This is a genomic window from Streptomyces sp. NPDC041784, from assembly GCF_055591025.1.
Genome location: NZ_JBVJAB010000012.1, coordinates 167,554 through 191,399, shown reverse-complemented (window position 1 = coordinate 191,399; position 23,846 = coordinate 167,554). Strand labels below are relative to the sequence as shown.

Genomic DNA, 23,846 nt, shown 5'->3' with positions numbered 1-23,846 from the left:
GGTCACGCCGTCCTTCCGTCACGTCGTCCGCGCCCGGCCGCTGAAATGCGCCGGTTGTGGTGGTCGCTTCCATTGTGCGGGGGACCACTGACAACGCGGTCCACCCGCCCACCCGACCGGCTCCGGCACCTGGCACTCGGCAGGCAGCACCTGGCACCCGGCACCCCCGGCACGCGCTCAGCGCCGCCGGCCCCGCCCGCGCCCGCCGTCCCGGCCGTCGTCGAAGCCGTCGTCGTCCCGGCGCGGGCCCAGCAGTTCGTCCGCGAGCGACGGCAGGTCGTCCAGCGGGGTCTCCTCGGCCCAGTCCGGGCGCGGCCGCCGCCGGGGCGCACCCTCCTCGTCGACCTGCGGCATCTCACGCGTACGGTCCTCGGACCCGTCCGGCCCGACGCCCGGCCGCTCGTCGCGGAAGAACCCGGGCGGCACCCGGTCCGCGGGCCTGTCCCCGCCCGCCGGAGGCACCGGAGGCAGGACGGCCGTCTCGTCCGCGGCACCCGCCGGGGGCACGGGGGGCAGTACAGCCGTCTCGTCGACCGCGGAGGTCACGGGAGCCGAGGGCGTCACTGGAGTCGTGGGAGCCGTGGGCGGGACCGGAGGCTGGGGCAGCTCCGCCGTCACCTCGGTGTCCGAGCCCTGGGCGGACGCCGACGACGTCCCGCCGGTCCTCCCGGACGGCTGCTCCAGCGGGTCCTTGTCGAACCGCGCCCGAGCGGGCTCCGGGTCCTTCTCCAGGCGCGCCCTGGCCGGCTCCGGATCCTTGTCCATCCGCGCGCGGGTGGGCTCGGGATCCTTGTCCATCCGGATCCGGGGCAGCTTCGCGGTCTCCTCCACCGAGCCACGCGCCGCGTCCGCCGGCGTCACGACCGGGGTGGGCACGGTCACCGCCTCCGACGGGACCGGAGCGGCCGCCGGCGGCGCCGGAGGCGTCGGACGGGGGCCGACCTGCGCCGCCGCCGCGGCCTGCTCCGCCGCCCGCCGGGCCTCCTCGGCCCGCAGCAGGGCCTCCTCGGCCTTGCGCTGCTTCTCCAGGCGCCGCGCCTCGGCCTCGGCGCGCAGCCGCGCCTCCTCCTCGGCCTGCTTGCGGCGCCGCTCCTCCTCCGCCTTGCGGCGGGCCTCCTCCTCGGCGCGGGCCTTCTCCTCGGCGAGGAGCCGCTTGCGCTCCTCCTCCGCGCGCCGCTGCGCCTCCTCGGCGCGCCGACGGGCCTCCTCGGCCTGACGCTCGGCCTCGCGCCGCTGCGCCTCCTCCAGCTCGCGCCTCTTGCGCTCCTCCTCCTCGGCGCGCAGCTTGGCGAGCTGCTCCTGGCGCTCGCGCTCCAGGCGCTCCTCCTCGGCCTTGCGGGCGGCCTCTTCCTCGGCCTTGCGGCGGGCCTCCTCCTCGGCCTTCCTGCGCGCCTCCTCCTGGGCCTGGATCTCGGCCTCGGACAGCGGCAGCATCCGGTCGAGCCGGGCCCGTACGACGGTGGTGACGGCCTCGGGCTTCTGGCCCGCGTCGACGACCAGGTAGCGGCCGGGGTCGGCGGCGGCCAGGGTGAGGAAACCGGAGCGCACACGCGTGTGGAACTCCGCCGGCTCCGACTCCAGGCGGTCCGGCGCCTCCGTGAACCGCTCGCGGGCGGCCTCCGGGGAGACGTCCAGCAGCACCGTCAGATGCGGGACCAGGCCGTCCGTCGCCCAGCGCGAGATACGGGCGATCTCGGTCGGGGAGAGGTCACGGCCGGCGCCCTGGTAGGCGACGGACGAGTCGATGTACCGGTCGGTGATCACGACCGCGCCGCGCTCCAGGGCGGGCCGGACGACCGTGTCGACGTGCTCCGCGCGGTCCGCCGCGTACAGCAGCGCCTCCGCGCGGTGCGAGAGACCCGCGGACGACACGTCCAGCAGGATCGAGCGCAGCCGCTTGCCCACGGGAGTGGCCCCCGGCTCGCGCGTGAGGACGACCTCGTGGCCCTTGGCCCGGATCCACTCGGCGAGCGCCTCGGCCTGGGTGGACTTTCCGGCGCCGTCGCCGCCCTCCAGGGCGATGAAGAAGCCGGTCGTGGCCGGGGCCTGCACCGGGTCGTCGCCGCCGAGCAGCGCGTCCCGCAGGTCGTTGCGCAGGGGGACGCCGGAACGGTCGTCGACCTTGGCGAGCACCAGCGCGGCCACCGGCAGCAGCAGCGCGCCGACGAGCATCAGGGTGAACGCGGCGCCGCCGTGCGCGAACACGAACTTGCCGCTCTCCAGGCGGTGAGGGCCGATCAGCGCCGCGACCAGCGGGGCGATCAGCGCGGCCAGCGCCACGAACACCCGGACGACCGCGTGCAGGTGTTCCGTGGTCCGCGTCCGGCGGCTGTCCTCGGTCTCCTGGTCGAGCAGCGCGTGCCCGGTGTTGGCGGCGACGCCCGCGCCGATGCCGGCCAGGCCGGTGAGCAGCAGCACGGTGGTGACGTCCGGGACCAGACCGGCGGCCAGCAGGGCCACGCCGGTGAAGGCGATGGCCAGCGCGAGGAGCCGGCGCCGCGACAGCGACACCAGCACCTTCGGTGCCGTCCGCACGCCGACGACGACCCCGCCGGTCAGCCCGAGCACCAGCAGCCCGTAGAGCACCGGGCCGCCGCCCAGGTCCTTGGCGTGCAGGACGGCCACGGCGACGGCGGCCGCGATCGCCCCGGCGACGGCCGCGCAGGCGAGGACCAGCAGCGGGATGGCGCCCGTGCGGCCGGCGTCGACACCGGTGGCCGTACGGGGCCGGCGCAGGCCCTCGAGCGGGGACCGCGCGCGCGGGGTGCGCGTCGAGGGCAGTTCCAGGAAGACGACGACGGAGAGGGACCCGGCGAAGAGCCCCCCGGCGACGTACGACGCGAGGGCCGCCTGGTGCTGGGCGAACCAGTCGATGCCCGCGCCCAGCAGGTTGTTCACCAGCGAGGCCACGACCAGCGCGGCAGCGCCGAGCGGGATGGCCAGGAAGCCCGTGCGCAGCGAGAGCCGGCGCAGCGCGTCCATGTGGTCCGGCAGCGGCCGTACCGTCGCTCCCTCCAGGGGCGGGGCGGGCAGCAGCGCGGGGGCGGCGCTCTCTCGGGCGACCGTCCAGAAGCGCTCGGCGACGCCGGTCACGAAGACGGTGACCAGCAGCAGGGCCAGCGCGTCGTCCGCCATCCAGTCGATCCACAGGGGCGCGACGAGCAGCAGCGCTGCGCGCACACCGTCGGCGCCGACCATGGTCCAGCGCCGGTCGAGCGGGCCCTCCGGGGAGGTGAGCGAGGTGAGCGGGCCGAGGAGGACCGCGCCGAAGAGCAGGGTGGCCAGAATCCGTACGGCGAACACGGTGGCCACCGCGAACGCCACGCCCCGGTAGCCGGCCCCGAAGGAGCCCTCGGCGATGGCCGCCTGGAGGGCGAGGAGGACGAACACCAGCAGGGCCAGCGCGTCCGCCACACCACCCACCAGCTGCGCGCTCCACAACCGCTTGAGCTGAGGCTCGCGCAGGAGGGCGCGCACGGCGCGCTCGCGTGAGTCGGACACCAGGGCGTCGTCCGGGGCCGGGTGGTGGGCCGTTGGCTGCTCGGCTCGCGTCATGCTTTCAGCCTATCGGCAGCGACTGACACCCCGGGGCGCCCGTCCGCACGTACGACCGCCCCGACACCAAAGTGATGCCGGGGCGTTCGCTTCGTGAATCCGCCGTGGAGAAGTGGAGGATCGGAGGAGTGGAGGAGACGCGACCGACGTCAGTCCTCCGACCCGGCCCGCAATCGGTCCCGATTCGGCCCGGAGTCGGTCTCCCGACCCGGCCCGGAGTCAGTCCTCCGAAGGGGCCGTCCGGGACGAGGCCGTCTTGGCGGCCGTCGTCTTCTTCGCGGCCGTCGTGGTCGTCTTCGCCGCGGTCTTCTTGGCGGCCGTCTTCTTCGCCGGGGCCGCCTTCTTGGCCGTCGCCTTCTTCGCCGGGGCCTTCTTGGCGGGCGCCTTCTTGGCCGTCTTCTTGGCCGGCGTCTTGGCGCGCTTCTCGGCGAGCAGCTCGAAGCCGCGCTCCGGGGTGATCTCCTCGACGCTGTCGCCGGAGCGCAGGGTCGCGTTGGTCTCCCCGTCGGTGACGTACGGCCCGAAGCGGCCGTCCTTGACGACGACGGGCTTCCCGCTGACCGGGTCCGCGCCCAGCTCCTTCAGCGGCGGCTTGGCGGCGGCGCGGCCGCGCTGCTTGGGCTGGGAGTAGATCTCCAGCGCCTCTTCGAGGGTGATCGTGAAGAGCTGGTCCTCGGTCTGGAGCGAGCGGGAGTCCGTGCCCTTCTTCAGGTACGGCCCGTAGCGACCGTTCTGGGCGGTGATCTCCTGGCCCTCGGCGTCGGCGCCGACGACACGCGGCAGCGACATCAGCTGGAGGGCGTCCTCCAGCGTGACCGTGTCCAGCGACATCGACTTGAACAGCGAGGCCGTACGCGGCTTGACGGCGTTCTTGCCGGTCTTCGGGGTGCCCTCGGGGAGCACCTCCGTGACGTACGGGCCGTAACGCCCTGCCCTGGCGATGATCTGGTGGCCGCTGACCGGGTCGGTGCCCAGCTCGAAGTCGCCGCTCGGCTTGGCGAGCAGTTCCTCGGCCAGCTCGACGGACAGCTCGTCGGGCGCGAGGTCATCGGGGATGTCCGCGCGCTGGTGGCCCTCCGCGTCCTTCTCGCCGCGCTCGATGTACGGGCCGTAGCGGCCGACCCGCAGCACGATGTCGTTGCCCACGGGGAACGACGACACCTCGCGCGCGTCGATCGCGCCCAGGTCGGTCACCAGCTCCTTGAGGCCGCCGAGGTGGTCCCCGTCGCCGTTGCCGGCGTCGGCGGCACCGCCGTGGCCCGTGCCCTCGCCGAAGTAGAACCGCTTCAGCCACGGCACGGCCTGCGCCTCACCGCGGGCGATGCGGTCGAGGTCGTCTTCCATCTTGGCGGTGAAGTCGTAGTCGACGAGCCGCCCGAAGTGCTTCTCCAGGAGGTTGACGACGGCGAAGGACAGGAAGGACGGGACGAGTGCGGTGCCCTTCTTGAAGACATAGCCGCGGTCGAGGATCGTGCCGATGATCGACGCGTACGTCGACGGGCGGCCGATCTCGCGCTCTTCCAGCTCCTTGACCAGGCTGGCCTCGGTGTATCGGGCCGGGGGCTTGGTGGCGTGCCCGTCGACCGTGATCTCCTCGGCGCTGAGCGCGTCGCCCTCGCCGACCTGGGGCAGGCGGCGCTCGCGGTCGTCCAGCTCGGCGTTCGGGTCGTCGGCGCCCTCGACGTACGCCTTCAGGAAGCCGTGGAAGGTGATCGTCTTGCCGGAGGCGCTGAACTCGACGTCCCGGCCGTCGGCGGCGGTGCCACCGATCTTGACCGTCACGCTGTTGCCGGTCGCGTCCTTCATCTGGGAGGCGACGGTCCGCTTCCAGATCAGCTCGTAGAGCTTGAACTGGTCGCCGGTCAGACCCGTCTCGGCCGGGGTGCGGAAACGATCACCCGAGGGGCGGATCGCCTCGTGCGCCTCCTGCGCGTTCTTGACCTTCCCGGCGTACGTGCGCGGCTGGGCCGGCAGGTAGTCGGCGCCGTACAGCTGGGTGACCTGGGCACGGGCGGCGGACACGGCGGTGTCGCTCAGCGTCGTGGAGTCCGTACGCATGTACGTGATGAAGCCGTTCTCGTACAGCTTCTGTGCGACCTGCATGGTGGCCTTCGCACCGAAGCCGAGCTTGCGGCTGGCCTCCTGCTGGAGCGTCGTCGTACGGAACGGGGCGTACGGCGAGCGGCGGTACGGCTTGGACTCGACGGACCGGACGGAGAAGTTCGTGTTCTCCAGGGCGGCGGCGAGGGCGCGGGCGTTGGCCTCGTCGAGGTGGAGGATGTTCGCGCTCTTCAGTTGTCCCAGGGAGTCGAAGTCGCGGCCCTGCGCGACCCGCCTGCCGTCGACGGCCTGGAGGCGGGCGACCAGCGACGACGGGTCCGACGGATCTCCCGCGCGGCCGGTCGCGAAGGTGCCCGTCAGGTCCCAGTACTCAGCGGAACGAAACGCGATGCGCTCGCGTTCCCGCTGGACGACGAGTCGTGTGGCGACGGACTGGACACGGCCGGCCGACAGGCGCGGCATGACCTTCTTCCACAGGACCGGCGAGACCTCGTAACCGTACAGACGGTCGAGGATGCGGCGGGTCTCCTGGGCGTCGACGAGCTTCTGGTTGAGCTGACGCGGGTTGGCCACGGCGGCCCGGATCGCGTCCTTGGTGATCTCGTGGAAGACCATCCGCTTGACGGGGATCTTCGGCTTGAGGACTTCCTGGAGGTGCCAGGCGATCGCCTCGCCCTCGCGGTCCTCATCGGTGGCGAGGAAGAGCTCGTCGGACTCCTTGAGCAGGTCCTTGAGCTTCTTGACCTGGGCCCGCTTGTCGGCGTTGACCACGTAGATCGGCTGGAAGTCGTGTTCGACGTCCACGCCGAGGCGACGGACCTCACCGGTGTACGACTCCGGCACCTCCGCGGCGCCGTTCGGAAGGTCGCGGATGTGCCCGACGCTGGCCTCGACGATGTAGCCGGGGCCGAGGTAACCCTTGATCGTCTTCGCCTTGGCAGGCGACTCGACGATGACGAGTCGGCGGCCGCCCTTCGCGGTCTCGCTGGTCGGGGACAACTTCGCTCTTCTCTCCGGTCGACGCTGGGGCCTCCCCAGGCCTTGCTCCCGGGGTCGGGTCATGGTGACGCTGCGGAGTGTGACGGTACATCCCGCCCCCGTGTCAAACGGGAAAAGCCCGCAACGGCCACTCGAACGGTAACCCGACTACCGCCATTCCTGCCGCCCGGAGTGCCGACCGGTCGATTTCCGCCGGACCGGAACGCGTCCTCTCCTTTACGGCGTGACCCCGCTTACACGGTTCAAACGCAAGCCTGGGCAAGATCCTCGAAGGTGGTCCGGAGCGGAGATCGGAACCGGGTTCGAAACCGGGTGGGGACCCGGGTCGGAACCGAGGGGGAACCGAGGGGGAACCGCGGTCGAAACCGGGTTCGGAACCGGGTTCGGAAGCCTGTCCGAAGGCAGATCCGAAGCCAGATCCGGAGCCAGGTCCGGAGCCAGGTCCGGAGCCAGGTCCGGCGGCTTGTTCCGGCACGTCCGGGCCGCAGGCGGAACGCATCCGGGAGGCATCCGCAAGGCGTCCGGAATGCGTGTCAGAGGCGGGTGAAGCACCACGCCCCGAGGGCCAGCGCGACGACTCCGGCGAGCGTGGCGAGGGTCACGGATGCGACAGGGCTCACACCCTGGGCGACGGGTTCCCGCTGCCGCAGGCGGACCGCGGTCCACAGCAGCAGCGCGCCTCCGAACAGGGCGAACACCATTCCCGCGAAAATCGCCGGCCCGCTCTCCATGATCCGCCCCGCCCCTTTTCTCTCACCCGCACACGCCCCAGCCACGGGAGGCTGACACGCGCGGGCGGCGCCCCGGCGAACCCGAGGTGAACGAGAGGGCTACGGACGGGGGCGGCGGATCTCGGGGGGCTCGTGGCGCCGCCTGCGTGGGCCCTTGTGGGGGGCCTGGGTGGACCCCTCCGTCAACGGGCGGCGGGCAGCCGGTGGCGAGCCCCCGGGGCGCACCGGGAACGGACCGGCGAGCGAACCGGCGGGCGGACCAGCGAGCGGACCAGCGGGCGGATTCGAAACGGATCAGCCGCGACGGGACTCACACGGAACCTGGCGGGGTACTTTTCCGGTCGACTTCCGTGGCCCGTCGCTGGGCCGTCCCACCCTGCACACGATGCTTACGATCTTGACAAATCCGGTGTTCCCGTCGACCTCGCCGATCACCGAGCGACCGTGACGCACTCCACGCCGGCATCGAGGGTGACTCGAATTTGTCGCCCTCGACCATGGCCGAGTTGCCGCTGCCCTCTTGCCCCTTCCCGATCTTCCTTAGTCCTTCTGAGTCCTTCTGAGTCCTTCTCAGTCCTTCTTACGGCTTGTTTTGCCAGGCGCCCGATCGCTTCCGATCACTTCTCCCCAGGCCCCCGACTCTCCAGACCGCCGACACTCCGGCCCGCCCGAAGCCGCCGCCCGTTTCACGCCACCCCCACCCTCAACTCTCACCCCACCGGTTCCAGGAACCCCTGCTCCACCAGCAGTCGGATCTGCGCCGGGGTTCGGTCGCGCAGCGACACCGGATCCTCGCCGACCAGTTGGGCGATGGCGTCCAGGATGCGGCCCGCGCTCAGCGTGCCGTCACAGACGCCGGCGAAGCCCGCGCCGACCGTGTCCACCTTGGTGGCCCGGCGCATCCCGCGATGCTGGCGCAGCACGACGTGCTCCGGGTCCTCGGCGCCCGGCAGCCCGACCTGCTCCTGGACGACCTCGTCGGCCAGCCGGAAGCGCCCGGCGAGCAGAGCCGCGTCGTCGTGCCCGCGCAGGTAGTCGAGCCGCTCGAAGTGGGCCCGGACGGTGTCGCCGAGCGGCTGCTCAACCGGGTGCGGCCACTCCTCCACGGTGACGACCGGCTCGGCGGCGGCCGTCTTCCGCAGGGTGATCCAGCCGAAGCCGACGGCCTTCACCTTGCGCGCCTCGAACTCGTCTAGCCACGCGTCGTACCGCGCCTGGTACTCGGCCTGGTCGCCCCGGTGGTCACCGGCGTCCCTCAGCCACAGCTCGGCGTACTGCGTGATGTCCTGCACCTCGCGCTGCACGATCCACGCGTCGCAGCCACGCGGCACCCATGACCTGAGCCTGTCCTGCCAGTCCTCCCCTTCCACGTGCTGCCAGTTGGCGAGGAACTGCGCGAACCCGCCCTCGCTCAGCCGTTCCCCCGCTCCCTGAACGAGCGAGCGGCACAGATCGTCCCCGCCCATGCCGCCGTCGCGGTAGGTGAGCCGGGCGCCGGGCGAGATCACGAACGGCGGGTTCGAGACGATCAGGTCGTACGTCTCGTCGTCCTTGGCCGGCTCGTAGAGGGAGCCCTCGCGCAGGTCCGCGGCCGGGGCGCCGGACAGGGCGAGGGTGAGTGCGGTGATGTGCAGCGCGCGCGGGTTGAGGTCGGTGGCCGTCACGCGTGTGGCGTGCCGGGCGGCGTGCAGCGCCTGGATCCCGGAGCCGGTGCCCAGGTCGAGGGCGGCGGCGACGGGCGTACGGACGGTGATGCCGGCGAGGGTCGTGGACGCGCCGCCCACGCCCAGGACGACGCCCTCGTCGCGGCTGCCGATGCCACCGGCGCCGCCGACGGCGCACCCCAGGTCGGAGACGATGAACCAGTCCTCGCCGTCCGGCCCGCCGTACGGCCGTACGTCCACGGTCGCGGCGACCTCGTCGGCGCCGACGCGCACCAGCCAGCCGCTCTCCACGCACACGTGTACGGGCAGGAACGTCTCCACGCGCGCGTGGGGCACGGGTTGCTGGAGCAGGAAAAGACGGGCGAGCGTCTCCAGCGGCGCCTCCCCGCGGGTCGCCCGGAGCGCGGGCACGGTCTCGCTGCGGGCCAGTGCCGCGTACGCGGGGGCGCCGAGCAGATCGAGCAGCCCGTCGGCCGTGAAGGAGGCCGCGAGCAGTGCCTCGCGCAGCCGTGCGGCCACGTCGGGACGGTCGGCGGAGGGCAGGGGGGACAGGGTGGCGTTACTCACGCCCCCCATTGTGTCCCGCGACGCGTCCCGCGACCCACCGGAATCGCGTCCCCTGGACGACGTCGGGGAACGGTCTCGGCCTGCCGCCGCGCGGCCTCAGCGCCTCGCCCCGCCTCGCCGCGACGTGCCTCGCCGCGACGCGCTCGTCAGCCCGTCGTCGCCCGGGCCGCCGCCGACGCGGCCACCTTCTTGCAGCTCTCCTGCTCGGCCATGGCTCCCTTGACGTCGCCCTGCTCCAGGTTCTTCAGCGCGGTGTTGCCGCTCTTGCTGAGGGTGCCCAGTTCGGTGGCGATGTCCTGGAGGCCGTCGGCGAACTTCGCCTGGTCCTTGGTGTCCAGCGCGTCGACCTTCGTCTTCAGGCCCGCGTAGGAGGTGGAGAGCGCGTTGAGCGCGGTGACCGCGTCCTTCTGCTTCTTCTCGCCCTCCTCGACCCCGGGCGGCGTACCGGCGTTCTGGACGGCCAGGGCGAGCGCCTTGTAGGCGTCGGACATGTCCTGGAACGCCTGGGAGTCGGTCTTCTGGACGTTCGCCGGAGCGTTGTTGTCCGTGGCGGCCTGCTTGATCGCGGCGTTGGCGGCGTCGACCTTCGCGTCCTGGGCGGGCAGCGCGTCGCAGACCTTCTTGGCCCAGGCGTCGAGTTCCTTGTTGCCGTCGTCGCTGCTGCATCCGGACAGCGCCAGTACCAGTACCGCACCGCCGGACAGCACGGCCGCGAGCTTCTTGTTCACCGGTTTGGTCCCTTCCATGGCTCTCGGCCCCGGAACATACACGCCAACCGGGCGACAACCCCAGAACGAATGTCCGCTATACAGAATTTTGCAGCCATTTGCACCAAGAGAGAGAAGCCTCACGGCTGGAACGAGCACCCCACACGACGGGCGGGCGGCGCGTCAACCCGCGCCACCCGCCCGCCTTTTGAGCTGGGCCCCGTCGGCCGAACTACGAAACCACCGCCGGATCCGCCGACTTGGACGGTGAGTCGGCGTTGTCTTCGTCACCCATGGCGATCCCGCGCCGCTTGGAGACGTACACCGCGCCCACGATCACCGCGAGCGAGAGGATCGCGATCACGATCCGTACACCGACGCTCTTGTCCTCGCCGTAGCTGAACTTGATCACGGCAGGCGCGATGAGCAGCGCCACCAGGTTCATGACCTTCAGCAGCGGGTTGATCGCGGGGCCGGCGGTGTCCTTGAAGGGGTCGCCGACCGTGTCGCCGATCACCGTCGCCGCGTGCGCCTCGCTCCCCTTGCCGCCGTGGTGGCCGTCCTCGACGAGCTTCTTGGCGTTGTCCCAGGCGCCGCCGGAGTTGGCGAGGAACACCGCCATCAGCGTGCCCGTGCCGATCGCGCCCGCGAGGTACGCGCCCAGCGCGCCGACGCCGAGCGTGAACCCGATGAAGATCGGCGCCAGGACGGCGAGCAGACCGGGAGTCGCCAGCTCCCGCAGGGCGTCCCGGGTACAGATGTCGACGACCTTGCCGTACTCCGGTTTCTCGCTGTAGTCCATGATCCCGGGGTGCTCGCGGAACTGCCGCCGCACCTCGTACACCACCGAACCCGCCGACCGCGACACCGCGTTGATCGCCAGCCCCGAGAAGAGGAAGACGACCGCCGCGCCCGCGATCAGCCCGACGAGGTTGTTGGGCTGCGAGATGTCCATCATCAGGCTCATCGGCGCGCCCTCCCCGGAGAGTTTCTCCCCGACGTCCTGCGCGCCCGTGGTGATCGCGTCCCGGTACGACCCGAAGAGCGCCGACGCCGCGAGGACGGCGGTGGCGATGGCGATGCCCTTGGTGATCGCCTTGGTGGTGTTGCCGACCGCGTCCAGGTTGGTGAGCACCTGCGCGCCCGCGCCCTGGACGTCGCCGGACATCTCGGCGATGCCCTGCGCGTTGTCGGAGACCGGCCCGAAGGTGTCCATCGCGACGATCACACCGACCGTGGTGAGCAGGCCGGTGCCGGCCAGCGCCACCGCGAACAGCGCCAGCATGATCGACGTACCGCCGAGCAGGAACGCCCCGTACACGCCCAGACCGATCAGGAGGGCGGTGTAGACGGCCGATTCGAGGCCGACGGAGATACCGGCCAGGACGACGGTGGCGGGGCCCGTCAGCGACGACTTGCCGATGTCGCGGACCGGGCGGCGGGTGGTCTCGGTGAAGTACCCGGTCAGCTGCTGGATGACGGCGGCCAGGAGGATGCCGATCGCCACCGCGACGAGCGCGAGGACGCGCGGGTCGCCGTCCTTGCCCGCGATCGCCGGGTCGGTGACCCCGTCGAGGTCCGCGTACGAACCGGGGAGATAGACGTAGACGGCCACGGCCACCAGGACGAGCGAGATCACCGCGGAGATGAAGAAGCCCCGGTTGATCGCCGACATACCGCTGCGGTCGGTCCGGCGCGGCGCGACCGCGAAGATCCCGATCATCGCCGTGAGCACGCCGATCGCGGGCACCAGCAGCGGGAACGCCAGCCCCGCGTCGCCGAAGGCCACCTTGCCGAGGATCAGCGCGGCGACCAGGGTCACGGCGTACGACTCGAAGAGGTCGGCCGCCATGCCCGCGCAGTCGCCGACGTTGTCGCCCACGTTGTCGGCAATGGTCGCGGCATTGCGCGGATCGTCCTCCGGAATGCCCTGTTCGACCTTGCCGACCAGGTCGGCGCCGACGTCGGCGGCCTTGGTGAAGATGCCGCCGCCGACCCTCATGAACATCGCGATGAGCGCCGCGCCGAGACCGAAGCCCTCCAGCACCTTCGGCGCGTCGGCCGCGTACACCAGCACCACACAGGAGGCGCCCAGCAGGCCGAGCCCCACCGTGAACATGCCGACGACTCCGCCCGTACGGAATGCGATCTTCATCGCTTTGTGCGAGACGGTGGTGAGATCCTTTTCCGGTTCGCCTTCGGCCGGAGTGGCTTCGCGGGCCGCCGCGGCGACCCGCACATTGCTGCGTACGGCGAGCCACATGCCGATATAGCCGGTGGCCGCCGAGAACGCCGCGCCGATCAAGAAGAACACCGATCGTCCGGCGCGCTGATTCCAGTCGTCCGCAGGCAGCAGCATGAGCAGGAAGAACACGACCACGGCGAATACGCCGAGCGTGCGCAGTTGCCGGGCCAGATAGGCGTTCGCGCCTTCCTGGACCGCCGCCGCGATCTCCTTCATGCTCTCGGTGCCCTCGCCGGCCGCGAGCACCTGGCGCAGCAGTACGCCCGCGACCACGAGTGCGGCCAGTGCGACGATCCCGATGACCACCACGAGCAGCCGGTTGCCGTCGGTCAGCTGCACCTCGGCAGCGATGGTTGTGGAGTGGTCCAGCAGATGAGGGGTAGAAAGCCCCGCCATTCGTCCTCCTTGACGCTTGGGCTGAGCTCAAGATGTGGACGGATTGTAGGTACCGAAACCTGATCAAAACAGTGTGCGGTAAACGGAATTCGCCTTCGCATCAAGTAATGCCCTGAAGACGTTGATCGTGAATTGATTCACGAAATGCGCTCGCTTCAGAAGTCCCATGATTCATTCCTGGGACCACTGTAAGCACGAGTACCCCGGTGCGCGCATGCCAAAGGGCCCCACCGGAGTGGGGCCCTTTGGATGAGTGAGTGAGCCGTGGGAGCCGGCTCAGGCCAGCGTCGCCTCCGCGGGCGTCGTCGGCCAGGTCATGCGGATGAGCCCGCCGTGTTCCCCGGCGGTGACCTCCACGTCGTCGACGAGGCCGCTGATGACCGCGAGGCCCATCTCGTCCTCCTCGAGGTCCACGTCGTCCGCGCCGGAGCCGGGCACCCGGTCGCCGGGGGCCACACGAGGCGCCTCGTCACCGACCTCGATGGAGAACTGCTTCTCCTCCTCGATCAGCGCCACCTTCACCGGGGCGGTGATACCACCGCTCTGGTGCAGGCCTACGGCGCGTGTGCAGGCCTCGCCGACGGCGAGCCGCACCTCGTCGAGAACGGCCTCGTCCACTCCAGCCCTGCGCGCAACCGCTGCCGCCACCAGTCGGGCGGTCCTGACGTGCTCGGGCAGCGCGCTGAAGCGGAGTTCAACGGTGGCCATACGTCCCCCTCGGAACTACGGGCGTGCTGTCGGGGGGCCGGGCCGCCGAAGCCCGGACCCCCTACTTTTTCAACCAGCCATGCCGGACCACGTGGGCCCGACACAGAGTGGTCAGTCGGTGGCAGCGACCGCTTCGTCGACCGAGGTGTGAATCGGGAACACCTTGGTCAGACCAGTGATGCGGAAGATCTTCAGAATGCGCTCCTGGTTGCACACCAGGCGGAGCGAGCCCTCATGGGCACGCACCCGCTTCAGGCCGCCGACCAGCACGCCGAGCCCGGTGGAGTCGAGGAAGTCCACGCCCTCCATGTCGACGACGAGGTGGAAATTGCCGTCGTTCACCAGCTCGACCAGCTGCTCGCGCAGCTTGGGCGCGGTATATACATCGATTTCGCCACCGACCTCGACGACCGTACGATCGCCGACGGTACGGGTCGACAGGGACAGGTCCACGGATCCTCCAGCACCTTGCTATCGAGCGGTCGTCCCGCGGGACACCTCGGCAGGAGCCCCCGGGACGGTTCGCCAGCCGCGATGGCATTCAATCACTTACCGGCAGGCGTGCACGACGCCTTGGCTCCATTGTCCGTCACGCCAGTGACACACTCGGTGCCGATGGCCAAGAATCACCGATCCGATCGATCCTCGGCACAGCCCGCGTCCCGGCTGTCGCCGGGCGCGCTCCTGGACCGGCTCGCCCCGGGCCCGAGTCGGGCGTCGCGCATCACTCATACGGAGCACTTGCCCCCGCGGGCGGGTCGCCATGCCGTCTGGCCGGACCGGATTCGATCCGAGGTCATCGCGGCCGTGCAGGCCCGCGGCATCGAGCACCCCTGGGCCCACCAGGCGCTGGCCGCCGAGCACGCCCTGGACGGCGACTCGGTGGTCGTCGCCACGGGCACCGCGTCCGGCAAGTCCCTGGCGTATCTCGTGCCGGTGCTGTCCACCCTGCTGGACGGCTCCGAGGCCCCGAACGGGCGCGGCGCCACCGCCCTCTACCTCGCCCCCACCAAGGCCCTCGCGGCGGACCAGCACCGCTCCGTGAAGGAACTTTCACAACCGCTGGGCAACGCCGTGCGACCTGCCGTGTACGACGGCGACACGCCGTTCGAGGAACGCGAGTGGATCCGCCAGTACGCCAACTACGTCCTGACCAACCCGGACATGCTGCACCGCGGCATCCTCCCGTCCCACCCCCGCTGGTCCTCCTTCCTGAAGTCGCTGAAGTACGTCGTCATCGACGAGTGCCACACCTACCGCGGCGTGTTCGGTTCCCATGTCGCCCAGGTGCTGCGCCGGCTGCGGCGGCTGTGCACCCGCTACGGCGCCTCTCCGGTCTTCCTGCTGGCCTCGGCGACCGCCGCCGACCCCGCGGCGGCCGCCCGCCGCCTCACCGGCCTCCCGGTGGTCGAGATCGCCGACGACGCCTCACCTCGCGGCGAACTGGTGTTCGCCCTCTGGGAACCCCCGCTCACCGAGTTGCAGGGCGAGAAGGGCGCCCCCGTCCGGCGTACGGCCACCGCCGAGACCGCCGACCTGCTCACCGACCTCGCCGTGCAGGGCGTGCGCACGGTCGCCTTCATCCGCTCCCGGCGCGGCGCCGAGCTGATCTCGGTGATCGCCCAGGAGCGGCTCGCCGAGGTCGACCGCTCGCTGGCCCGGCGTGTCGCGGCCTATCGCGGCGGCTACCTCCCCGAGGAACGGCGCGCCCTCGAACAGGCCCTCCACTCCGGCGAACTCCTCGGCCTCGCCGCCACCACCGCCCTGGAACTCGGCATCGACGTCTCCGGTCTGGACGCCGTCCTGATCGCCGGCTACCCGGGCACCCGCGCCTCCCTGTGGCAGCAGGCAGGCCGGGCGGGCCGCGCCGGACAGGGCGCCCTGGCGGTCCTGGTGGCCCGCGACGACCCGCTGGACACCTACCTCGTCCACCACCCCGAGGCCCTGTTCGACCGCCCGGTGGAGTCGACGGTCCTCGACCCCGACAACCCCTACGTCCTCGCCCCGCACCTGTGCGCGGCCGCCGCGGAACTCCCGCTCACCGACGAGGACCTGGAGCTGTTCGGCCCCGAGACCGAGGGCCTGCTGCCCCAGCTGGAGGCCGCGAAGCTGCTGCGCCGCCGGACGAAGGCCTGGCACTGGACCCGCCGCGAGCGCGCCGCCGACCTCACCGACATCCGCGGCGAGGGCGGCCGGCCCGTGCAGATCGTCGAGGCGGGGACCGGCCGGCTGCTCGGCACGGTCGACGCGGGCTCCGCCCACACCACCGTCCACGAGGGCGCCGTCCACCTCCACCAGGGCCGCACGTATCTCGTCCGCTCCCTGGACCTGGAGGACTCCGTCGCCCTCGTCGAGGAGGCCAACCCGCCCTACTCGACGGTGGCCCGCGACACGACCGCCATCTCCGTCCTGGAGACGGACGTCGAAATCCCCTGGGGCGACGGCCGGTTGTGCTACGGCTCGGTCGAAGTCACCAATCAGGTCGTCTCCTTCCTTCGTCGGCGTGTCATCACCGGTGAAGTGCTCGGCGAGTCGAAACTCGACCTCCCTCCTCGTACGCTGCGCACCCGCGCGGTGTGGTGGACGGTCACCGAGGACCAGCTGGACGCCGCCCGCATCAACCCCGAGATCCTCGGCGGCGCCCTGCACGCCGCCGAACACGCCTCCATCGGCCTCCTCCCGCTCTTCGCGACCTGCGACCGCTGGGACATCGGCGGCGTGTCGGTCCCCCTGCACCCCGACACCCTCCTCCCGACGGTCTTCGTCTACGACGGTCATCCGGGCGGCGCGGGCTTCGCGGAGCGCGCCTTCCACACCGCCCGCGCCTGGCTGACCGCCACCCGCCAGGCCATCGCCTCCTGCGAGTGCGACGCCGGCTGCCCGTCCTGCATCCAGTCCCCCAAGTGCGGCAACGGCAACGATCCGCTGCACAAGAGGGGCGCGGTACGACTCCTCACGGAACTGCTTCGGGGGGCGCCGGAGGAGAAGGAACCTCCGGTGGCGGGAGGCGCGACCGAGGAGCCCCCGCAGGAACCTCCGGTGGCGGGAGGGGCGACCGAGAAGCCCCTGCGGGAAACTCCGGTGGAAGGGGCGGTGATACCGGCCCCGGAGGGCCCGCCCGAGCCCTGACCTCGGCCCTGAACGGGCCCTGCCCCGACGCCGCCGTCACGTCCGAGATCTCCCCCACGACCGCGCACCGCACCAGGAGCGCGCCCTGTGCCCGAGCCACCCGGCCCGCCCGGGCACAGGCCTCTCCCTCGCCGTCCGCCCAGTGGTCCGCCGCCGCGAGCGCCGCGAGGTCCGCGCCACCGGCGGCCCGGTGCCGGGTCACGACGGCCTGCCCGTAGGCCAGCAGAACGCCGAACACCACACAGAGGACGGCGATCACGGCGAGGCTCACGACGGTGGCGGAGCCCTGGTCTTTACGATCGCCGGCCCTCATGGCCCCGCCCCCACGTCTTCTGCCGCCGCCACGTCTTCCGCCGCCGCCACGGCCTCCTCCCGCACCTCGAACGGCAGGCCGCGCAGGACCGCCGGCTTCGCCACGACCACCACCCGGACCTGGTCGCCCTCCCGGCCGACCGTCACCCTCGCCCCGCTCGGTGCCGCCTCGCGGGCCAGCGCCACGACCGCGTCGGGAGGGTCCTGCCGGGCCGCCGCCCGGGCGCCGGTCCTGGCCGCGTCCACGCACTGGAGCTGGGCGGCCATGACGAGCAGCCCCCACACCAGCGCCATCGCGAACGCCACCAGCACCGGCAGCACCACGGCCGACTCCGCCGTCACGAACCCCTGGTCGGAGCCTCGCCACCGCCGCCACGCGCGCGTCCGCTCACATCTGCGCACTGAGCGCCCGCTTCACGATGTCCTGCAACAACGTCATGACGGTGTCGCTCGTGAGCACCTCGTACAGGAGCACGGCGAAGCCCACCGTCGCCACGATCCCCATCGCGTACTCGGAGGTCACCATTCCCGCGTCCCTCCGCCCGCGCCGCGTCCCGCACACCAGGGCGCGCAGCCGCGCCCGTACCGCCTTGTACATCTCAACCCCCGTATGGTTCGGCCCTGTCAGCCGCTTCGGTTTCACTTTGGCCACTTGGTCACTTGGCGACCTGGCCACCTGGCCGCCTGGTCACTCGGCCACTCGGTCACTCGGTCACTACCGGTCGTTCGATCAGTCGCTCCGCGCCCTACGGCGCCCCCTCACCGCATCCCGCTCACCTCCCGCCGCCCAGTGCCCCGCCCGCGAGCCCGATCACCACGGGCAGGACGCCGACCGCGATGAAGGCGGGCAGGAAGCACAGCCCGACCGGCGCGGTGACCATGACGCCCGCCCGCCGGGCCCGAGCCGTCGCGGCACGCGTCCAGTCGGCCCGGGCGTCCGACGCGACCCGGGCGACCGGCACGGCCGCCGGCACTCCCGAAACGCCGGCCCGTTCCAGCAGCCGGGCCAGCGCCGCGGCGCCCGGTGCGGAGGCCAACCTCCGCCAGGCAGTGGCCGGTTCGCCGCCCAGCCGCACCTCGGCGGCACCGCGCGCCAGCGCCTCCCCGACAGGCCCGCCCAGCGCCTCGCCCACGGCCTGCGCCGCGATCACCGGACCGGCGCCCGCCGCGATGCACGCGGCCAGCAGGTCGGCCGCGAGCGGCAGTTGACGGGCGGCGAGCCGCGCGTCGACCTCGCTCACGGACTCCGCCGTCCGCCGCCCTCGACGCCACCGCCACAGCACCACCGCGCCGATCAGCCCCACCGCGAGGCCGCCGACACCGCCGACCACCGCGCACGCGGCACCGGCCACCGCCACCTCGGGCAGCCACCGCTTCACGGTGACCCGCAGCCCGCCGCGCGATGCCTTCGCCGCCGGCAGCCAGGGCAGCAGTCCGGCCAGCCGCTGCCGCGCCCGGCGCCTGCGCCGCACGGTCTCCAGCCACCGCGCCAACCACACCAGGAGCAGCACGACCCCCAAGGTCACCCCCAGCCTGTGGAAAACTTCCCCGCCCATCACGCCTCCGCTCACGTCACCCACCTCGCACGCGTCCCGCCCGCCCCGGAGCCCGTCACCTCACGCCCCTCACACCCGGTCACGCCCCTTCCCAGCTCGCCCCTCACGCGCCTCTCACTCCGTCCCGCCCCTCCGCCTTCCGCACGATCCACAGCACCCACCACACCCCGGCGCCCTCCAGGACCCCTCCGACGAGCAGGCAGGCCAGCCCCGCGCCGGTGTGCAGCAGGACGTGCAGTGGGTCAGCACCGAGGGCCGTGCCCAGGAGGAGGCCCAGGACTGGCAGGCCGGCGAGCATCACCGCCGTGGCGCGTGGTCCCGCCAACTGGGCTCTCAGGTCGGCCCGTTGGTCGCACTCCGCCCGCAACGCCCCTTCGAGGCGGTCGAGGCCTGCCGCGAGGCCGGCGCCCTGGTCCACGGCCACCCGCCAGCACGCCGCGAGTCCCAGCAGCCCCTCGGCCCCCGGTTGCCGTGCCGCGGCCGCGAGGGCCTCGGGGACGTCCTCGCCGAACCGTGCCGCCGCCAGCACCGCCGCCTGGGCCGCACCGAGCCCTCCGGTGTCCCGCGCGGCCCGCTGCAAGGCCTCCCCGGGCTGCCGCCCCGCGCGCACCTCCCCGGCGAGCGCCGCGCACAGCGCGATCACCGCGTCCCCGCGCCGCTCCCCGTCCCGCCGCGCCTCCGCGGCCCGCCGCACCCGGCGCAGCAGGGGCACTCCGGCCGCCCCCGCGACGACCGGCAGCACCGAGGCGCCCAGCACCGCGAGGGCCAGCCCGACGACCGGCGCCCACCACTCGGGCCGCCACCGGCCGCGCAGCCGCCGCAGCTCCTGGGCCAGCTCCGGCCAGGACGGGGGCCCGCCGCCGACCACCCCGCCCCCGGCCAGCAGCAGCTGCGCCCGCCGGGCCCCGGAGTACGGCCCGCCCAGCAGCCACGCCGCCGCCCCGGCACACGCCACGGCCACGGCCGCCGGCATCTCACCCGTCCAGTTCATCGCCCTTCTCCGCCCTCTCCGCTCCCAACGCTCTCCCTGCTCCCCTCGCTGTCTCCGCTCCGGAGCAGCTCCCGCAGCCGCGCCCACCCCCGCTCGCGGGCGAAGGCGTCCGCCTGCCACCGCAGCGCCGGCACCGTCCGCACCAGCCCCGACGGGTCCCGCTCCAGGACGTCCACCTCGGCGATCCGCCGCCGCCCGGCGGGATCACGGACGAGGTGCAGGACCACCGACAGAGCGGCCGCCACCTGGCTGTGCAGCGCGGCCCGGTCGAGCCCGGCCGCCGTGCCGAGCGCCTCCAGCCGCGCGGGAACGTCCGCGGCGGCGTTGGCATGGACCGTCCCGCAGCCGCCTTCGTGGCCCGTGTTGAGTGCCGCCAGCAGGTCCACGACCTCGCGCCCGCGCACCTCGCCCACGACCAGCCGGTCTGGCCGCATCCGCAGGGCCTGCCGCACCAGGTCCTCGAGCGTGACGAGCCCGGCGCCCTCCTGGTTGGCCGGTCTGGTCTCCAGGCGGACCACGTGCGGGTGATCCGGCCGCAGTTCCGCCGAGTCCTCCGCGAGCACGATCCGCTCTCCCGGCCCGACCAGCCCGAGCAGCGCGCTCAGCAGAGTGGTCTTGCCGCTGCCGGTGCCGCCGCTGATCAGGAAGGACAGCCGCGCCCGCAGCAGAGCCCGCAGGATGCGGTCCCCGCCGGGCGGGACCGTGCCCGCGGCCAGCAGTTCGTCGAGGGTGAACGCGCGCGGCCGTACCACCCGCAGCGACAGGCAGGTACAGCCGACGGAGACCGGCGGCAGCACCGCGTGCAGCCGGGTCCCGTCGGGCAGCCGGGCGTCGGCCCACGGCCGAGCGTCGTCCAGGCGCCGCCCGGCCACCGCGGCCAGCCGCTGCGCGAGCCGTCGTACGGCCGCCGCGTCCGGGAAGGCGACGGCGGTCAGCTCCAGGCCGCCGCCCCGGTCGACCCAGACCCGGTCCGGGGCCGAGACCAGTACGTCGGTCACCGACGGGTCGGCGAGCAGCGGCTCCAGGGGGCCGCTGCCGATCAGTTCGCGGCGCAGTTGCTCCGCCGCGCCGAGGACCTCGGCGTCCCCGAGGACACGGCCCTGTTCGCGCAGGGCCTGCGCCACGCGCGCGGGCGTGGGTTCGGCTCCGCTGTCGGCGAGCCACTGCCGTACGCCGTCCAGCAGTTGCCGTTCGAGGCCGGGTGCCGTACTCATGCGCCGCCCGCCTCGGTCAGGGCCCGCTCCCAGAATGCGTTGCAGAAGCGGGCGAGCGGCCCGCGCGCGGTGGCGCCCGGTGGCGCCTTGCCGCCGTCCGGCCGGAGCAGCCCCGACTCGACGGGCACCTCGCCGGCCAGGGGCAGTCCGAGCAGCCTGGCCACCTCACGGTCGTCCAGTCCGGGGGCGTACGGGCCGCGTACGGCCACCCTGAGATCGCGCAGGACCATCCCGGCGGCGGAGGCCACCCGTCCGGCGGCCGCGACGGCGCGCAGTTCGGCGGGGACCACGAGGATCCCGAGGTCGAGCTGGGCCAGGGCCTCGGCGACCCCGTCGTCGACCCGGCGGGGCAGGTCGACGACGACCGTGCCGCCCCGGCGCCGGGCCGCGGCGAGCACCGCGCGGACGGCCTGGGCCGGGATGGCGACGCAGTCGCCCCGGTCCCAGCTGAGCACGCGCAGGGAGTGCAGCTCGGGCAGCGACTCCTCCAGGGCCCCGCCGCCGACCCGTCCGCGCGAGGCGGCGAACGCGGGCCAGCGCAGCCCTTCGGCGGTCTCTCCGCCGAGGAGTACGTCGAGTCCGCCGCCCAGCGGATCGGCGTCCACGAGGAGGGTGCGCAGGCCCTCGCGCGCGGAGGTGACGGCGAGGGCGCACGCGAGCGTGGAGGCTCCGGCGCCGCCGCGGCCGCCGATGACGCCGACGGTGAGCGCCGGCCGGCCGACGCCCTCGGCGACGTCGGCGATCCGGTCGACCAGCCACTGTTCGCCGTCGGGCAGCATCAGCACGTGGTCGGCGCCGATCTCGACGGCGCGCCGCCAGACGCCGGAGTCGTCCTGGTCGCGTCCGACGAGGACCACTCCTCGTCTGCGGGCGGCCCCGCGCACCCGGTGTGCGGCGTCGTCGCCGACCAGGACGAGCGGCGCGGACTCCCAGCGGCCCCGGCGCTCCGGCACCGAGTGGTGCACCTCGGGTGTGGCGCCCGCCGCGGCGCACAGGCGCAGCAGGTCGTCGAGGAGCGCCGCGTCCTCGGTGACGATCAACGGCTTGCCCTGCCGGCCTCCGGCGGTGGGCGGCGGGTCGTGTGTGACGGCTCCGGCCACGGCTTCCATCCCCCTTCGCTGCGGATCGCGCGGCCTCTGCGGCCCCGCGATTCCCAAACGTGTGGAGAACCGGGCAACCGGTCTCCATATGAACGGCCGGGCAGAAACCGGCCGTACGCGTCGGGCAAACGGAACCGGCCATGAACTCGGCCCGAGCGGACGCGTCGGAATCACGGTGCAACGAAGCCGGAAATCGTGTGGATCTTGGTGGAAAACTGTGGACAGGCAGGTGCTTGTGAATATCGCCGTCACCCATACCGGTGACGGCGACGCCACCCCTGTGCGACTTCCGCAGAGCAGTCCGACGGCTACGGAAGAGCAGCCCGACGGCTACGGAAGAGCAGCCTGACGGCTACGTACAGTGATGAGGCCTGGGCATGCAAAAGAGGCGGCCGCAGCCGCCTCGGCACGGCACCAGGGCCGTGTACAGAAGGGGAAAACGCATCCGGACATGCGACGACCCCCGCCGGGGGGGAGAGCGGGGGTCGTCTCCACGGCCGACTCGGGGGGGGAGGAGCCGGACCGCGTTAGCACGGTCGCGAACGATCCGTGACTTCCATGGTGTACCCGAGAGCCCTCTCAGGCAAACCCACGCGCCCACCTTACGCCGAATGGGCTGCCCCTATGCTCATGGTTGTGGAAAACCACTCCTTGCCCCGCACAGCGGCCTTCTTTGACCTGGACAAGACGGTCATTGCGAAGTCGAGCACGCTCACCTTCAGCAAGTCCTTCTACCAAGGCGGGCTGATCAACCGCAGGGCGGCCTTGCGGACCGCGTACGCCCAGTTCGTCTTCCTCGTCGGCGGTATGGACCACGACCAGATGGAGCGGACCCGCGAGTACCTGTCCCGGATGGTGCGCGGCTGGAACGTTCAACAGGTGAAGGAGATCGTGGCCGAGACCCTTCACGACCTGATCGACCCCCTCATCTACGACGAGGCGGCCTCGCTGATCGAGGAGCACCACACCGCCGGCCGTGACGTCGTCATCGTGTCGACGTCGGGCGCCGAGGTGGTCGAGCCGATCGGCGAACTGCTCGGCGCGGACCGCGTGGTGGCCACCCGCATGGTCGTGGGCGAGGACGGCTGCTTCACCGGCGAGGTCGAGTACTACGCGTACGGCCCCACCAAGGCGGAGGCGATCAAGCAGCTGGCCGAGTCCGAGGGGTACGACCTCTCGCGCTGTTACGCGTACAGCGACTCGGTGACGGATCTGCCGATGCTCCAGGAAGTGGGTCATCCGCACGCCGTGAACCCGGACCGGGCGCTGCGACGAGAGGCCGTCACGCGCGGGTGGCCGATTCTCGACTTCCATCGGCCGGTGCGGCTCAAGCAGCGGATCCCGTCGTTCTCCGTGCCGCCCCGCCCGGCGCTCGTCGCGGCGGCCGCCATAGGGGCCGCGGCCGCCACCGCGGGCCTCGTCTGGTACGCCAGCAGGCGCCGTACGGCGACCGCCTGAGCACACAGAGCCAGACCTGCGGGCAGGCACGTCCCGCGCGAGCCCGTTTAGCTCCTGTTTGAGAGTAAAAGTAAAGAACTGGTGCCAGGACTTCCGCTTGACCAGGGCCAGGAGTACAAAGGAATCAACGGCCCGCGAGACCAAGGACATCCGAGAGGATCACCTTAACAACGCATTTGGCCCCACGGACCGCGCATGACCACTGGGCACCCACGCGACGTCGACCCGTCGATTACGGGCCAGCCGCACCAGGTGACGGGCAAAGTCCCCGGCCTGATGGGCAATATCTCGAGGACGCTTGGTAACCGGGTGAGCATGCCAGCGGCGGTACGAGGACTCGTACCGCCGCAACCCATGTGAGGCCCCGCGCGGGGCCTCATTTCTTTACGCCCCACCCTTTACAGCGCACCCTTTACGGGTCACTTTTCACGGCTCGCCATTCACGGCTCACCT

General features: G+C 72.3%; 16 protein-coding genes and 1 pseudogene. 2 read left to right on the top strand and 15 right to left on the bottom strand.

What is annotated here, in order from left to right; all coding sequences use genetic code 11:
• Positions 1–177: 177 nt before the first annotated feature.
• The 8 genes from tmk to bldG form a co-directional block, all read right to left on the bottom strand.
• Entirely contained in the window at positions 178–3,555 is a 3,378-nt protein-coding gene (tmk, locus tag ACZ6D7_RS25995) for a dTMP kinase (protein WP_469495268.1), read from the bottom strand.
• 219 nt (positions 3,556–3,774) lie between these two features.
• Positions 3,775–6,615 (bottom strand): type I DNA topoisomerase, encoded by a 2,841-nt coding sequence (gene topA, locus ACZ6D7_RS25990; protein WP_469495265.1) that lies wholly within the window; start codon positions 6,613–6,615, stop codon positions 3,775–3,777.
• 533 nt (positions 6,616–7,148) lie between these two features.
• On the bottom strand, positions 7,149–7,346 hold the full coding sequence (locus tag ACZ6D7_RS25985) for a hypothetical protein (RefSeq protein ID WP_469495260.1): 198 nt from the start codon (positions 7,344–7,346) through the stop codon (positions 7,149–7,151).
• A gap of 710 nt (positions 7,347–8,056) precedes the next feature.
• The gene (locus ACZ6D7_RS25980; RefSeq protein ID WP_469495257.1) at positions 8,057–9,577 is read right to left on the bottom strand and encodes a DUF7059 domain-containing protein; all 1,521 of its coding nucleotides are present in this window, start codon (positions 9,575–9,577) and stop codon (positions 8,057–8,059) included.
• Between the two features lie 146 nt (positions 9,578–9,723).
• Positions 9,724–10,323 (bottom strand): small secreted protein, encoded by a 600-nt coding sequence (locus ACZ6D7_RS25975; RefSeq protein ID WP_469495254.1) that lies wholly within the window; start codon positions 10,321–10,323, stop codon positions 9,724–9,726.
• A gap of 193 nt (positions 10,324–10,516) precedes the next feature.
• Positions 10,517–12,925: a sodium-translocating pyrophosphatase gene (locus tag ACZ6D7_RS25970; RefSeq protein WP_469495251.1), complete on the bottom strand. Its 2,409-nt coding sequence runs from the start codon at positions 12,923–12,925 to the stop codon at positions 10,517–10,519.
• 276 nt (positions 12,926–13,201) lie between these two features.
• A complete protein-coding gene (locus tag ACZ6D7_RS25965) occupies positions 13,202–13,633 on the bottom strand; it encodes an ATP-binding protein (protein WP_469495248.1) in 432 nt (143 codons plus the stop codon).
• A gap of 111 nt (positions 13,634–13,744) precedes the next feature.
• Complete coding sequence (bldG, locus tag ACZ6D7_RS25960) at positions 13,745–14,086, bottom strand: anti-sigma factor antagonist BldG (protein WP_009189842.1); 342 nt, start codon at positions 14,084–14,086, stop codon at positions 13,745–13,747.
• Positions 14,087–14,167: 81 nt separating this feature from the next.
• Here bldG and ACZ6D7_RS25955 point away from each other — a divergent pair, with 81 nt between their 5' ends.
• On the top strand, positions 14,168–16,762 hold the full coding sequence (locus tag ACZ6D7_RS25955) for a DEAD/DEAH box helicase (RefSeq protein ID WP_469495245.1): 2,595 nt from the start codon (positions 14,168–14,170) through the stop codon (positions 16,760–16,762).
• Positions 16,763–16,802: 40 nt separating this feature from the next.
• Here ACZ6D7_RS25955 and ACZ6D7_RS25950 read toward each other — a convergent pair.
• The 7 genes and pseudogenes from ACZ6D7_RS25950 to ssd all read right to left on the bottom strand — a co-directional run.
• Positions 16,803–17,075 (bottom strand): annotated as a pseudogene (locus ACZ6D7_RS25950) (Rv3654c family TadE-like protein); the annotation flags it as partial.
• Entirely contained in the window at positions 17,072–17,416 is a 345-nt protein-coding gene (locus ACZ6D7_RS25945; RefSeq protein ID WP_469495242.1) for a TadE family type IV pilus minor pilin, read from the bottom strand. The gene ACZ6D7_RS25945 and the pseudogene ACZ6D7_RS25950, both read right to left, overlap by 4 nt.
• 46 nt (positions 17,417–17,462) lie before the next feature.
• Positions 17,463–17,672 carry a DUF4244 domain-containing protein gene (locus ACZ6D7_RS25940; RefSeq protein WP_469495239.1) on the bottom strand — a complete coding sequence of 70 codons (210 nt, stop codon included), beginning with the start codon at positions 17,670–17,672 and terminating at the stop codon, positions 17,463–17,465.
• A 175-nt stretch (positions 17,673–17,847) separates the two neighbouring features.
• The gene (locus tag ACZ6D7_RS25935) at positions 17,848–18,630 is read right to left on the bottom strand and encodes a type II secretion system F family protein (protein WP_469495515.1); all 783 of its coding nucleotides are present in this window, start codon (positions 18,628–18,630) and stop codon (positions 17,848–17,850) included.
• A 103-nt stretch (positions 18,631–18,733) separates the two neighbouring features.
• Positions 18,734–19,621, bottom strand: coding sequence for a type II secretion system F family protein (locus ACZ6D7_RS25930; protein WP_469495236.1), 888 nt, complete (start codon positions 19,619–19,621; stop codon positions 18,734–18,736).
• Complete coding sequence (locus ACZ6D7_RS25925; RefSeq protein WP_469495234.1) at positions 19,618–20,835, bottom strand: TadA family conjugal transfer-associated ATPase; 1,218 nt, start codon at positions 20,833–20,835, stop codon at positions 19,618–19,620. Before ACZ6D7_RS25925 ends, ACZ6D7_RS25930 begins: the two co-directional genes overlap by 4 nt.
• The gene (gene ssd / locus ACZ6D7_RS25920; RefSeq protein ID WP_469495231.1) at positions 20,832–21,944 is read right to left on the bottom strand and encodes a septum site-determining protein Ssd; all 1,113 of its coding nucleotides are present in this window, start codon (positions 21,942–21,944) and stop codon (positions 20,832–20,834) included. The genes ACZ6D7_RS25925 and ssd overlap by 4 nt, the downstream gene beginning before the upstream one ends.
• A 615-nt stretch (positions 21,945–22,559) precedes the next feature.
• On the opposite strand from ssd, the gene ACZ6D7_RS25915 reads away from it, so the two are divergent.
• A complete protein-coding gene (locus tag ACZ6D7_RS25915) occupies positions 22,560–23,393 on the top strand; it encodes an HAD family hydrolase (RefSeq protein WP_469495227.1) in 834 nt (277 codons plus the stop codon).
• Positions 23,394–23,846: the final 453 nt, after the last annotated feature.